Source organism: Paraburkholderia unamae (assembly GCF_003268775.1).
In the GTDB taxonomy this organism is placed as follows: Bacteria; Pseudomonadota; Gammaproteobacteria; order Burkholderiales; family Burkholderiaceae; genus Paraburkholderia; species Paraburkholderia unamae.
Map to the genome: position 1 here is coordinate 136,059 of NZ_QLSU01000022.1, position 13,326 is coordinate 149,384.

Sequence of the window (13,326 nt, forward strand, 5' to 3'; positions counted from 1 at the left end):
CTGGCTTCGGGTAGAGCTCGCCTCAGGAGGCTGACTTGGGAACAAGACATGGAGGCCGCCGCCCGCGGAGGACGCGCCTCAGTGGATGGCCCCCCGAGCCGATAGAAGCCTACCGTGAATCCGGAAGGTGTTTATTTAGCTGCTCGGCAAATTTTTCGGCCGCAATGGAAAGTGTTCTACCTTTAAGCTGGCCTAGAACCACCCGCAAGTGATCAAGATCCTGCGTGCTGATCGGCCTGCCACAAATTCGCTCATCGGCACGCGGAACACCGCTAAGTGGGAGAAAGGTGACGGCCGATTCGCGTACGACGAAACTGCGAAGGAATTCGAGAGAATCCGACTCCACGGCGATCTCGGGCTGGAGCTGTAACCGCCACGTCGCCTCGTCCAGCAGTGTCCGTATTGCGAGCAATTGACTAGGCATTGCGACCGGATACTTGAAGCAGTCTCGAAGGCGAACCGAATCCGTCTGAGCCAGTGGGTGGGCCTTGTTGACGACCGCACAAAGTGGCTGATGTTTGACGAGCAGCTCCCGCACATCTGCTGACGGCGGAGGGTCGATGAGAAGCGCGAGATCCGCTTCGTAGTTTGCCAATGCATTGACACCCAGCAAGTTGTCGCGAACGTCCAGCGAGAACGACACCTGCGGAAACTGTTGCCGATACGTTGCTATTTCGTCTGGCAATACGCTATCGATGAACGCCTGGGAGCACGCCAGAGTGACGTGCCCTCGCCGGATACCGGCAAGCTCAGACAACTGGGCCTGTAGGCGTTCGAAGTCGGCACTCTGATCCCGGATGTGGCGAAGCAGAAGTTCCCCGGCTGCATTCAAGCGCATGCCTTGCGGCAACCTCTCAAAGACAGGCGTCCCAAGCTCCTCCTCGAAATCCTGGATCTTTCTCGTCAACGCAGATGGCGTGATGTGAAGGTGATCGGCTGTTTTGCGGATGGACCCTCGCCGCGCGACTTCTGCGATGAACTGGTAAATCTGCAGATGCCTCATGTAAATCCTTACTTTCTGCCAGTTATGTCGTTGCTACATTTGCATGAGACTAACAGAAATTAGATTCTGAAACGACTCGCCGTAGCTCGCAGTAAGCAATGGTTGTCGCTGCAGCGCTATCAGCAACTTGCGCCGGAGAAGCCGCATAGACGCCCGAATAAGGGCTGGTCGCAGTTTGCAGGTATGGAGGCGCCAAGCGCCGTGCAACGAGCTTCTTATGTTGCTATTTGCGCAACGGCCCGATGATAAATGAGCACTGGCCCGCAACACCTATGACTCCTATATTTGGCTTAACCGCGCAACGATCTCTCGCCTGCGCGCTGGCGCTCCTCCAAACCAGCCGAGTGCGCCACGACCGCAAAAATATGCAAATAGGAGACACATGAACATCTCAGCACAAAAGGCCCGCGCGCCGTCGACGCGAAGCTCTCTGCGTATCGGACTAGCCTGGCAAATCGTCATAGGCATGGTTGTAGGCATTCTGGTCGGCGTCGCCCTGAGCAAGTATCCGGACGTTCGAAGCGCGGCCGTCAGCAACTATATTCAGCCTGCCGGCGATCTGTTCATCAAGCTGATCAAGATGGTAGTCGTGCCAATCGTTTTCACGAGCATGGTCGTCGGTATCGCAGGGGTAGGAGACGGGAAGTCGTTGGGACGTATTGGATTCAAGACGATCGTCTACTTCGAGGTCATCACGACGATCGCCATCGTTGTCGGACTGGCTTTCGGCAACATATTGCAACCCGGAGTCGGCACCGACATATCGCAACTCGGTCATGCCGATATTTCCAGCATCCAGCACTCAGCTGCGCTAGCCGGCGAACATCATGGATTCATGCATCTGATTCTAGGGATCGTACCCGAGAACATTCTCGCGTCCATGGCGCGCGGGGATCTGCTTCCGGTGCTGGTCTTTTCCGTGCTCTTCGGTCTGGCACTTCAGGGCGTACCGAAGGAACTCCGGCAACCCGTCGTCGATACGCTTCGAGGCATCTCGGACGCCATGTTCAAGGTCACCGGCATGGTGATGCGATATGCACCTGTTGGCGTGGCCGCGCTGATCGCCGTCACGGTTGCGAACTTCGGTTTCGCTTCGTTGCTGCCGCTGCTCAAGCTGCTGGGTGTTGCCTACGCGGCCATCATCGCCTTTACGGTCGTCATTCTCGGAATCACGGCCCGCGCTTTTGGCTTCAACATCTTTACGCTTCTGCGCATCATCAAGAGCGAGCTGCTTATCGCTTTCACCACCTGCAGCTCGGCGACCGTTCTGCCCCAACTGATGAAGAAAATGGAGGACTTCGGCTCTCCGAAGGCCATCACCACGTTCGTCATTCCGACGGGTTACGTCTTCAATCTCGACGGCGCCTCCGTCTATCTGGGCATCGGTACGCTTTTCGTAGCGCAGCTTTACGGGATTCATCTCGGCATACAGGAGCAAATCGTTTTGGTCCTGACGATGGTCGTCACGTCGAAGGGCGCGGCAGGTGTACCTGGATTCATGTTCGTCATTCTCCTCGCCACCTTGTCCAGCGCTGGGCTGCCTCTCCAGGGGCTAGCGCTGATCGCGGGAATTGATCGCTTCATGGATATGGGGCGTACAGCATTGAACGTCGTCGGCAATGCGCTGGCAACGCTGGTCATCGCGAAATGGGAAGGTCAGTATGACCACGAGAAGGGTCAGGCCTACCTGAGGCAGATAAATGACGTAGAGCAGATTTCCTGAGTCGTCAGCATGGCGTGCCGGTGCCGCAGGGATCGGCACGCATCTGGAATCAGATTTTCATCACGCAGGCTAACGGGAGCACCGTATGCAACTCTTTGAACTGGATGATCTACTCGGCAAGCTGCCGAGAAAGAGGATCGGCTTTTATCCAACACCGTTCCACAAGCTGGAGAACATGTCCCGCACCCACGGGATCAATCTCTTTATGAAACGTGAGGACATGGCCGGTCCGGGCTCGCTTAGTGGCAGCAAGATGCGCGTGGCCGAACTCATTATCGGACAGGCGCTCCAGGACGGAGTCGACACGATCATCACGCAAGGCGCGTATCTCACGAATTCAGGGATGCAGTTCGCAACAGCTGCCAGGGTCGCTGGCCTGACGCCCATCCTGTTCCTTACGCGCGACGAAGCGCAGCACGGCAAGTTGACTGACTACCGGGGCAACCTGCTGCTCGACAAGCTGATGGATGTGGAAACGCACTACCTGGTCGCGCCTGGGAGCGCGTACGTGAACCGTCCAGACGACAAGGAGCGTGTGCTGAACGCAATGAACGCGCGCAAGGTCGAACTCGAGGCGCAGGGCCGGAAGGTGATGATCGTTCCGACGGGCGGAGCGTATCCCACCGGATTTGCCGCGCATGTCCGCACGTTCATGGAAATGATCGAGCAGGCCCGCGACGCAGGTGTCGAACTCGACTACATCTATCACACAACCGGCACGGGGACTGCCTTGCCCGGCATGCTCGCCGCCAAGCTGTTGACGGGCCATCCGGTCAAGTTTCGTTCGATTTCCATTTCGCACTATCAGCCCGACTTCTGGATCAACGAGGCCATCATTGCTGAACGCGTGAAGCACATCTTCCGGACATTCTCGATCGAGCCGCCGTCCGATCAGGCCATTCTCTGCGAAATCGAAGTCGACAACCGTTTCATTGGCGACAATTACGCGGTTCCGTCACCGGAGGCCACCGCTGCAATCAAGGAACTGGCAAAAGCAGAGGGGGTGTTTCTTGGCCCGGTCTACACCGGAAAGGGCTTTGCCGGTCTGCTCGAGCACATTCGCAGCGGGAAGGTAGCGCCCGACAGCAACGTCGCCTTTTTGCATACTGGCGACACGGCCAACCTGTTCGAGGTGTCCGGCGTCGTCGGCGAACTTGAGTAACGGGCATCGCTCCGCAGTTTAGAAAAAATGGAGTGAACATTGGACAAGGTTTCTATCGTGGACACAGCTTCCTGTGAGCGTCCGGAGGCTACGGCGAACGGAACTCCCGTTGCGTCTATCAGTCTTGGACTGACGTTGATCATGGCGATTACCTGCGGCATGGCAGTCGCCAATATCTACTACAACCAGCCGATGCTCGGCATTATTGAAAGCACTTTCCCCCACCAGCGGGCGCTGACGGGATTTGTGCCGACGACGACTCAACTCGGCTACGCGCTAGGGTTGCTGCTTCTCGTGCCGCTTGGCGATCGTATTGAGCGACGACGCCTCATCGTCATCCAGTTCGTGGCACTCGCGCTATCGCTCGCGGCGGTTGCGCTCTCTCCTGACGCGTGGTCACTCGTGTTTGCGTCCGCGCTTGTGGGAATTTCATCGAGCGTTGCGCAGCAGATCCTGCCGTTTGCGGCAGCATTGGCCTCGCCGGAGCGCCGCGGAGCCACCATTGGCACCGTGATGAGCGGGCTTCTCTGCGGCATCCTGTTTGGTCGGGCCCTTGCCGGCGCGGTTGCTGTACATTTCGGCTGGCGAGCCATGTTCTGGCTCGGCGTGCTGATGGCCATACTCGCGGGCCTCGTGCTCGCCGTTACGCTTCCCAAGAGCCCACCGAAGACGCAGGCAAGCTATGGTGAACTTCTCAGGTCGCTGGCTGCGCTGTGGCGTGAAGAACCACAACTGCGAACGGCGACGATGGTTCAGGCGTGCGTGTTCGGTTCGTTCAGCGTACTGTGGACCACTCTCGCACTGCAACTTGCCAGCCGATATCATCTCGGCGCGGACGTAGCCGGTCTGTTCGGCATCATCGGCGCTGTAGGCGTACTTTTCGCGCCGATAGCCGGACGAATTGCGGACCGAAGAGGTCCCCACTTCGTGATCGGACTTGCCAGCGTCACTATGATTGCGTCCTGGGTGGTCTTTGGTGTCTGGGGCATGGTCGCTGGGCTGGTCGCGGGTGTTGTCCTGCTCGATTTCGGCGCACAGGGCTCGCAGGTCTCGAACCAGCACGTCATCCAGGCGCTTCGCCCCGAAGCCCGTAACCGCCTGAACGCGATTCTGATGGGCGGCATGTTTTTGGGTGGTGCTGTCGGTTCCGCGGCAGCGAGCCTCGCATGGGATCTGGCTGGCTGGACCACTGTGTGTGCGCTGGGCGCGATGTTTGCAGCTACGGCGTTTGGCGTGCATGCCAAGGGTCGCAGATCGGCGGCGAAGGCCCACTGACTTGATGGTCGCCATCAGGCAGCATCCTGTGCAGCGTTGAAACTCCCCGTGGCCGCAGAGGCGTCGACTACCCGATTACCTGATCTCGCGCCCCTTTCGCGGCGGCGAGCGGGCACCTTCAAGGCATTGGATGCACACGCACGACTCCCCGCCCCGGTTTTGCGGCTCGACGCATCAGCCTCAGCGAGGCCACAAGCGGCAGCACTAAGCTCGCGTTCCGATAGAGGAAGATGCGCTCGACCTTTCTCCCGGTCGTGGCCTGTAAAGTTTGGCGAACCTTCAGCGTGACTCCTCAGGGTTCGGCGACAGCAGAGCACGGAGACTGTTCGCGACTCAACGAGGAATGACTGCTTCGAGGTCTGCCTCTTCCTCTGTTGAGTCCAGCGTCAACAACGATCGCTCGATGTGATCACGGTGCTCATGCATTTCATTCGATCAGAAGCTCGCTATCCTGACCGATAAAGGGCAGAAAGAGATCCAGCGCATCGAGGCGTCAAAGCACGTTTCGGGATGGCTGGACGCCCACTACCTTGTAACGTTCCTTGCAGAGATTGCGCGTTCCTGACGACGCATCGTGGCGAGCTTGCAGTTTCGACAATGAAGGAAGGGAGCGGGACCAAGATGGGACTCGCCTTTGAGCATGTGACCACCGCATCGTACGACTCGGATTGGTGATCACATCGGGGCGTGTTTCATCCATAAAGCAAAATCCGGCCCAGAGCGCCTGTCCAATCAGACGCAAACACTGCTCCTGTTTCTGTTTATCTGGGGATAGCTGCCGACGTGTCAGACACAACGCAAATCAGCGAACGTCGCCGCTTCAGCCTATATGGTCGCCCTCCGTTACCGGAAGGTTGGGGCCGACTGCGTCTGCGACAAAGAATCGAGCGGCGTGTAGAAAAAACCAACCGGAAAAGGCGCGTCATGCGGGTGGACATGACGCGCAAAGGGGATAATCACCGATTGCGACCGGACACGAAAGCATCTCAATTTAAGACTTAACGCGCCCTCTCACAGTGTCGTTCGGCAATCCAAGTCTACCCATTCACATATGGGACGGTCAGTAAGGATTTTCTGAAAATATCGTCGTCCTACATGCAATGTTTTCTTGCAAGGGCAAAGCCGATGACGATCGATCCACGGAATGTGGGTTCGCTCTATATTGCTGGGCAGAGACGTGTGCATCGTCCGCCGACACGGTCCGGCAATTGGCTACGTTGGGGGGGGCGCGGTGAGCGCGTGAAATGAACCTTCACGACTACGAATCCCGGGATCCCCTTGAAATCGTCGTCAATGGCGCTTGGCCCTGATATCAGCGAGCAGTTCCGCGGATTCTTCCACCCGTGCCTGTCAGCAAAACGGCGCTGCTGTCGCGCGCCTTGCGTTACGACGGCGCACAAGGTGCCGAACATGGCCAAAAAAGCGCTATCTTATGTTACGTTTAGGATTCCTGCCGAGGTACCATTACAACTCAGCAAACGGAAACGACCTAGACTCCTTAAAGTCGGCCCAATCGTAGAGCTTGACGGCTCCCACCTTAGTTCGCAGAAGAAGCCATCAGCTCAATCAATCGCGTTTTGGCTGCCCACAAATCATCCGCCTTGACTCCGACGAGGCTATCGTCACGTGCCTCGATAAGAATCTGGAGCAAAAAATTCGTCAGGCCGGCCGCAAGATGCTGTTCGAAAAGCGGTCGAGCATCTAAGGCAGTGGCTGACGCCTGATTGCCCCTACGTGGCGCGATGGTTGCGTCTCCGGCAACGATGTCTTCCAACCTTTTGCAGGCGTCTTTGCCGGCCTCTCCCAAGGCTCCCTTGGGTGCAGCGTCACTGGCGACGAGGGCAACCCAATTGACAACCTCTCCAAATGACGAAAACTCGATCATGACTTGCCCCCCTGGAAGAAATCCAGTCTTTACGGATCTTTTCGCGACGATACAGATCGTGCTGGTGACCATCGAGATCCGGACCTTGTGCGCGACCTACCTCGCCCATGCTGGCCGAGGTAAGCCACTTTGCTTCAGCAATTTTGCCTTTGCCGACCTCCTCTGAAGTCGCACTAACGTTTGACCGACGGCTGTCCGCAGCGCATCGGCACATGGCGTCGAGTCATAAGCAAAATGCATCGGGACGAAACGCCGATGCATGGGGGACGCCAATCCCGCAAGGAACTGGCGTCGGTGCGAGTGTCCCAGTGGTCAGATGGCAAGGAACACCGGAGGGTCATGACACGTAGTCAGCGATACACAATGTACCACATCGCAATAATAAACAATATGCTTCCCTTCCCCCGGTCACCCGACAGGACCCCGCGGTTGCCCGGATGCCGACTAGATGAGGCCTTAGTCGCATCGGGGATGGAGATAAGGTTCAAGGTAACTAAGCCCGCTCAAAGTGTCGTTCAGCGGGCGATACTCGCAGCCAACGTACTGTTGATATCCACGGGACGCCAGTTGGGCGAAAATTTGCTGGAATGGCAACGTCCCCGTGCCAGGCTCATGTCTACCAGGAAAGTCAGAAATCTGGATATGGCCCGCCCGCGGCAACCAACGCTCCAGCAACGCGAGAGAGTCATCGACCAGAGCCGCTGCGTGATAAGTATCAAAAAGGAATTCAAGATTGCGATCAGGGATCGCCGCGAACAGCGCCTCGGCTTGATCGAAGGATGACATGAAATAGCCGGGGACTTCCTGTGGGCTCATAACCTCGACTAGCGTCTTGATCCCGACGCTCCCGAACACCTCTACGGCAGTCTGAAGATTTTCGACATACACATCCCAGTTCGCATCTGCACCCTCCGTCACGACTCCGGACATCACGTGGATACGGGGACAGCCGAGCGACAAGGCCGCGTCTCGCGCGATGTCAAGGCTGTCGCGGTATTCCTTGCGGCGCCCCGGGAATGAAGCAAGACCTTTTTCGCCGGCCGCGGAGTTGCCCATCGGCGCGCCTATCTGGACCAGTTGCAGGTTCTGCTCGTCCAGCAGTCTCTTCAAGACGCCGAGGTCATGGCCATACGGCGACGGAAACTCAACCGCACGATAGCCGCAGCGGGCCGCCAATTCGAAGCGATCGAGGAATGAAACCTCGTTGAACTGAAAACCCAAGTGAGCGCTGAGTTTCATACGTTTTCTCCTCCTTTTGCGTGCCACGTCGTCCGAAAGGGGCCACGATTCGTTTTGGGATGAGCGCGCTTCCTCCACCGCGCATCAATTTTTACCCAACCTAGCGTCGCATCATCCAGACGCCACGTGACCCTGGAACAAACCCCTAGGATTGTATTTTGGAATTGTAACGTACAATCTAACCAAGTTGGTATCGCACAACGTATCTGCAACGGTATGCAATGCGGTATCCAAATTGGCGAGCGCACGATCGTGATGTCGTACGCGGATTGGTCTAATTGTTTAGGAAGAAAAGAGATGAAACTTGCAGTGCTCCCAGGCGACGACATTGGCCCGGAAATCATGGACGCCACCCTTGCTGTCGTGCGCGAAGCAGACAAGAAGTTTGGCCTGAACCTGACGCTCGAAGTCCACGAGGTCGGTATGGCGCTCCACCAGAAACGCGGTACGACCCTTCCGCCGGAAGTTGTAGAGGCGGCACGCGCGGCTGACGGCGTTCTGCTCGGCCCGGGCGGAATGACGCTCTATCCGCCGGTCAGCGAGGGTGGTATCAATATCCCCGGCACGATCCGCAAGCAACTGGACCTCTACGCGAACATCCGCCCGGCGCGGTCGCGCCCCGGCGTGCCGAAGGCACATCCGGGCCTCGACTGCGTCATCGTGCGCGAGAATACCGAAGGTTTCTACGCCGACCGCAACCTCTTTCAGGGATACGGCGAATTCATGCCTACCCCCGACTCTGCAATCGCGCTTCGCCTGATCACCTCGAAAGCTTCGCGGCGCATCGCCGAGGTCGCGTTCAAGACCGCCATGACCCGTCGCAAGCACGTCACCGTCGTCGGCAAGCGACACGTGATGCAAGTCACCGACGGTCTGTTCATGGGCGAGGTCAACAAGGTCGCCGAGCGCTATCCGGAGGTTACGCTTCGAGAAATCGACGTGGACGCGATTGCGGCCGAACTCTATACAAAGCCGGCCGCCTTCGACGTCATCCTCACGACGAATATGTTCGGCGACATCCTCTCGAACCTGGTCAACGCTCTGGCCGGCGGCCTCGGTATGGCATCGGCTCTGAACGTCGGCGACACCCATGCGGCAGCCAATGCTGGGCACGGCTCCGCGCCCGATATCGCCGGAAAGGGAGTTGCTAACCCGATCGGTCTGATCCTTTCTGCAGCTGCGCTGCTCGGTCATCTGGGCACGCGCCCGGGCGCTGAGGCTTTCGCGGCGGCGGGTCAAGCAATCGAGCGTGCCGTTGACCATGCATTGGCGAGCGCGGAATCGCGAACGGGTGACCTCGGTGGCACGGGTGGCACGGCCACTGTGTCCGAAGCAATCTGCAGGCATATCCGGGCCCAGAAGTGAGTGACACTTCCTCCGAGTTCAAGGCAGCGAGGTTCGCCGAAGACGAGGCGGACGCGCTGGCGCCCCCGCCCAGCAACGCGATGATCGCCTACCAGGAGATCCGGCGTCGCATCATGGACAATGTCTACCCCATTGGGGCGACGGTCTCGATGCAGGAAACCGAAGCTTCCCTGCACATGAGCCGGACTCCGATACGGGATGCATTGATCCGGCTGGAGGAGGAGCGTCTGGTCAAGTTGGTGCCGCGTCACGGTTTTCAGGTTCTGCCCATTTCCGCGCGCGACACTGCCGAAATCTATCGGATATTGACCTCCCTTGAAGTGCTCGCCATTGAGCAGGCGATGGAGACGAAACCGTCCCCGGACAAGCTCGCGGAGTTGGACGCTGGCGTCGCCGGCCTTGAGCACACGCTCGCGATCGAGGATCTGGAAGCATGGGCGCGGTTCGACGCGATCTTCCATGAGACTCTGATCGCGCTCTCGGGGAATAAACGATTAATCGAGCTGGTCCGTCAGTTTCAGGACCAGACGCGAAGGGCACGGCGCATCACCCTGCACCTGCGTTCCTCGCCTGAGCTTTCCACAAAGAATCATCGTGAACTCGTGGAGGCGATCATGTCGGGGGACACAGAGAGGGCTTGTGCAATCCACAAAGCACAGCGGATGCGCAGCGCGCGCGAACTGACCGGAATCCTGCGGACACTCGATATCCGGCATCTCTAGCAAAATCGTGCCACGACGCCGTAGGTGGACGGGAGGATAGCGGCGTCTCGACACAACAATAATCACTTGAGTGGATGGCTTTCACGCCCATCCATTAGGAGAACGAAATGCTTGCCAACTCTTCCGATCAATCGTCGGCTCCAGTGACGACCGAGACTGTCGAAGATTCCGCACTACGAAAAGCAGCCTGGCGGCTTGTGCCGCTGATGACCTTGTGCTTTCTGGTCAACTATATCGATCGCACGAACATCGGCTTTGCAGCCCTGACGATGAATAAGGCGCTCGGTCTCTCCACCGAGGCATTCGGTTGGGGTGCTGGAATACTCTTCTTTGGGTACTGCTTTTTTGAGGTTCCCAGCAACATCCTTCTCTATCGCTTTGGTGCCCGAATCTGGTTGGCCCGCATCATGATCACGTGGGGGCTGATCTCCGCCTTAACCGCCTTGGTCATCGGGCCGAAGAGCTTTTATGTCGTTCGTTTCCTGCTCGGCGTTGCTGAGGCGGGCTTCAATCCCGGCGTCATGTTCTTCTTCATGGCGTGGTTCCCCAAGCGCTTCCGCAGCCGCGCCATGGCCTGGTTTCAGATGGCGATTCCGCTATCGGCCGTCGTGGCAGGTCCACTTTCGGCAGCGATCATGCAGATGGACGGCTATCTCGGGATCGCCGGCTGGCAATGGATGTTCATTCTGGAGGGTGTGCCCGCAGCCATCCTTGGCGTCGTTCTGTTGTTCGCCATCGTTGATCGCCCGGACGACGCACCGTGGCTTAACGTGGACGAACGGAAAGCCCTGACAGACGCTGTAGCTAACGAGCCCCGCGGACATACCAGCAAAAATCTCCGTGCCGTGTTTCGCGATCCGCGGGTCTTTGTGCTCGCTTTGCTTCAGTTTGGTTTCACTGTCGGCTCGTACGGGATTGGCATCTTCCTCCCGCAAATTCTTCGTGAGCACCACCTCTCGATCCTGTCGGTTGGTCTTCTTTCCGCAGTTCCGTATCTGTGCGGCTGCGTGGCCACTATCCTGTGGGCCGGGGCCGTCGATCGCCGGGGACGTCGCTATGCGAATCTCGCAGTAACCTGCGCGTTGGGCGCCGGCGGACTGTTGTTGTCGGTCTGGATTCCCACACTGTCTGTAGCCATGATCGGTATGTCCATTGCTATCGTTGGCGTGACCTCGGCCCGTGGCATTTTCTGGTCGATTCCCCCTCAGTTTCTCTCTGGCGAGGGTGCCGCAAGCGGCCTGGCACTGATCAGCTCGATTGGCGCATTCGGTGGTTTCATGGGCCCTGTACTCATGGGTTGGCTTAAGCATACGACCGGATCGTTTTCTGCAGGCCTCGTTTGTATGGCCGCCCTGGTTGCCATCTCGGGCGTCCTTGCGGCGCTGCTCCCGATCTGGCTTCGTGCAAAGCGCTGACCGCAAGCCTGGCCTCAAGAAAGACGGCGGTTGAACGCGGTCGTCGCGACTTGCGCATTCCTGTGGGAGTCGCGACCGATCGACCGTCATCGAGATGCAACTCTGAGTGTCCCCATCAATGTCAGACCCCTCACCGAAAAACCTAAGCTTCGTTGTACCGGCTAACGCGTGTGACTCGCATCAGCATGTCATCGGCGATTCAGTCGTATTCCCGATGGCACCGGGTCGTTCATATACCCCTCCCGAAGCGCCGCTTTCGCGCCTTGAAAAGCTGCATCGAACGTTCGGCTTTGAGCGCGCAGTCCTGGTTCAACCCAGTTTCTATGGCACCGATAACTCCTGCCTGTTGGACGCGCTAAATCGACTTGGTCGCAGCGCCCGGGGAATCGCCGTCATAGATCGGGACACCAACGAGTCCGCGCTCGACCATATGCATGACGTTGGTGTCCGTGGTGTACGCGTAAATCCCAAAGGCTTCGCTAATGACTCAACTGCTATCGCTCGCCTGTTAAATGAATTCACGGTACGCGTTGCGTCTCGCGGCTGGCATGTGCAGACTTTTCTCCCCTTGCCAACGATTGCGGCCCTTGAACGCACACTGATTGAACTGCCGACTCCGGTAGTCATTGACCATTTCGGCGGCGCAACAGCTGATGGCTTGAATCAACCGGGCATCGCCAGTCTCTTTCGGCTGCTCGACTCGGGAAACTGCTACGTAAAGCTCTCAGCCCCGTACCATGCGAGCCATTCTGCACACGGATACCCGGAGATGCTCAGTCTGGCTCGCGAACTGATTGCGCGCAGAAGCGACAGAATTCTCTGGGGAAGCAACTGGCCTCATACGAATGCCAGCCTTACCCAGGGGCGCACGGCTCTGGACATCAATCCGTTTCTGGATATCGACGAAACAGAATTGTTCGATCTGATTTCCGCGTGGGCGCCAGACCCGAAAATCCAGCAGGCGATGCTCGTCGACAACCCTCGCAACTTATTCGATTTTTGAATCTGCCAACAAGCGCCCTCTCCGGCTTCATGATTTCACGCCTTGCTCGGCTTCGGTGGCCGGGGCCCGATAGGCAGGCGCTCTCGGCTGCACTTCAACTACCTCCGCACGAGCACAGGCAATCCTAAACCGTGCTCGCAAGGCATTTTGTTTGTCGTTTCGTCTTTCGCAGCCTCAAAGCACTACATGCACAACCTAGACCGATAAAAGACGCAGAAGTCACCCCACTTCGACATGGGCATGATTCGAAATGCATATCCATATCTAACTAGATTCGTGGCGACCTCCCCAGTTTGCTCCTTTCATGAAATGCCGAACGATCGACGCGATAGGATAGGACTGCAAAGTCTTTTTTAGCGGCACCGATCCGACAGCTCAGTTGGAAATCTATAACGTCACACAACTACGAATCAGCGAATATGAAGTCACCTGGAAATCACACAATGAAAAAAACACTTCTCGCCCTCGCCACGCTTGGCACCTTTGCCGGCGTCGCACATGCTCAGAGCAGCGTCACCCTGTACGGCATCATCG

At 57.8% G+C, this 13,326-nt stretch carries 10 protein-coding genes; 7 read left to right on the plus strand and 3 right to left on the minus strand.

Translation table 11 applies throughout. The features are described 5' to 3' along the window. Window positions 1-109: 109 nt before the first annotated feature. Window positions 110-1,003 carry a LysR family transcriptional regulator gene (locus C7401_RS30230; protein ID WP_112175053.1) on the minus strand — a complete coding sequence of 298 codons (894 nt, stop codon included), beginning with the start codon at window positions 1,001-1,003 and terminating at the stop codon, window positions 110-112. 382 nt (window positions 1,004-1,385) lie between these two features. On the opposite strand from C7401_RS30230, the gene C7401_RS30235 reads away from it, so the two are divergent. The 3 genes from C7401_RS30235 (at window position 1,386) to C7401_RS30245 (ending at window position 5,163) form a co-directional block, all read left to right on the plus strand. Continuing rightward, entirely contained in the window at window positions 1,386-2,726 is a 1,341-nt protein-coding gene (locus C7401_RS30235) for a cation:dicarboxylate symporter family transporter (RefSeq protein WP_112175054.1), read from the plus strand. 85 nt (window positions 2,727-2,811) lie between these two features. Beyond that, a complete protein-coding gene (locus C7401_RS30240; RefSeq protein WP_112175055.1) occupies window positions 2,812-3,888 on the plus strand; it encodes a 1-aminocyclopropane-1-carboxylate deaminase/D-cysteine desulfhydrase in 1,077 nt (358 codons plus the stop codon). A gap of 141 nt (window positions 3,889-4,029) precedes the next feature. Beyond that, entirely contained in the window at window positions 4,030-5,163 is a 1,134-nt protein-coding gene (locus C7401_RS30245; RefSeq protein ID WP_112175082.1) for an MFS transporter, read from the plus strand. A gap of 1,537 nt (window positions 5,164-6,700) precedes the next feature. Here C7401_RS30245 and C7401_RS30250 read toward each other — a convergent pair. Together C7401_RS30250 and C7401_RS30255 are read right to left on the minus strand one after the other, a co-directional pair. Further along, entirely contained in the window at window positions 6,701-7,048 is a 348-nt protein-coding gene (locus C7401_RS30250) for a hypothetical protein (protein WP_112175056.1), read from the minus strand. 456 nt (window positions 7,049-7,504) lie between these two features. Continuing rightward, entirely contained in the window at window positions 7,505-8,287 is a 783-nt protein-coding gene (locus tag C7401_RS30255; RefSeq protein WP_112175057.1) for a hydroxypyruvate isomerase family protein, read from the minus strand. Window positions 8,288-8,584: 297 nt separating this feature from the next. Between C7401_RS30255 and C7401_RS30260 the strand changes: the two genes are divergently transcribed. The 4 genes from C7401_RS30260 (at window position 8,585) to C7401_RS30275 (ending at window position 12,792) form a co-directional block, all read left to right on the plus strand. Continuing rightward, window positions 8,585-9,652 (plus strand): isocitrate/isopropylmalate dehydrogenase family protein, encoded by a 1,068-nt coding sequence (locus C7401_RS30260; RefSeq protein ID WP_112175058.1) that lies wholly within the window; start codon window positions 8,585-8,587, stop codon window positions 9,650-9,652. Further along, window positions 9,649-10,374: a GntR family transcriptional regulator gene (locus C7401_RS30265; RefSeq protein ID WP_220092867.1), complete on the plus strand. Its 726-nt coding sequence runs from the start codon at window positions 9,649-9,651 to the stop codon at window positions 10,372-10,374. The genes C7401_RS30260 and C7401_RS30265 overlap by 4 nt, the downstream gene beginning before the upstream one ends. A 107-nt stretch (window positions 10,375-10,481) precedes the next feature. After that, window positions 10,482-11,789 carry an MFS transporter gene (locus C7401_RS30270; protein ID WP_112175059.1) on the plus strand — a complete coding sequence of 436 codons (1,308 nt, stop codon included), beginning with the start codon at window positions 10,482-10,484 and terminating at the stop codon, window positions 11,787-11,789. Between the two features lie 118 nt (window positions 11,790-11,907). Next, window positions 11,908-12,792, plus strand: coding sequence for an amidohydrolase family protein (locus tag C7401_RS30275; RefSeq protein ID WP_112175060.1), 885 nt, complete (start codon window positions 11,908-11,910; stop codon window positions 12,790-12,792). Window positions 12,793-13,326 lie beyond the last annotated feature (534 nt).

What these genes read in the sequence shown, in the direction of transcription:
- C7401_RS30250 (WP_112175056.1), bottom strand. Translation starts at nt 7,048, where the DNA reads ATGATCGAGTTTTCGTCATTTGGAGAGGTTGTCAATTGGGTTGCCCTC.
- C7401_RS30255 (WP_112175057.1), bottom strand. Translation starts at nt 8,287, where the DNA reads ATGAAACTCAGCGCTCACTTGGGTTTTCAGTTCAACGAGGTTTCATTC.
- C7401_RS30270 (WP_112175059.1), top strand. Translation starts at nt 10,482, where the DNA reads ATGCTTGCCAACTCTTCCGATCAATCGTCGGCTCCAGTGACGACCGAG.
- C7401_RS30240 (WP_112175055.1), top strand. Translation starts at nt 2,812, where the DNA reads ATGCAACTCTTTGAACTGGATGATCTACTCGGCAAGCTGCCGAGAAAG.
- C7401_RS30245 (WP_112175082.1), top strand. Translation starts at nt 4,030, where the DNA reads ATGGCGATTACCTGCGGCATGGCAGTCGCCAATATCTACTACAACCAG.
- C7401_RS30275 (WP_112175060.1), top strand. Translation starts at nt 11,908, where the DNA reads ATGTCAGACCCCTCACCGAAAAACCTAAGCTTCGTTGTACCGGCTAAC.
- C7401_RS30260 (WP_112175058.1), top strand. Translation starts at nt 8,585, where the DNA reads ATGAAACTTGCAGTGCTCCCAGGCGACGACATTGGCCCGGAAATCATG.
- C7401_RS30235 (WP_112175054.1), top strand. Translation starts at nt 1,386, where the DNA reads ATGAACATCTCAGCACAAAAGGCCCGCGCGCCGTCGACGCGAAGCTCT.
- C7401_RS30230 (WP_112175053.1), bottom strand. Translation starts at nt 1,003, where the DNA reads ATGAGGCATCTGCAGATTTACCAGTTCATCGCAGAAGTCGCGCGGCGA.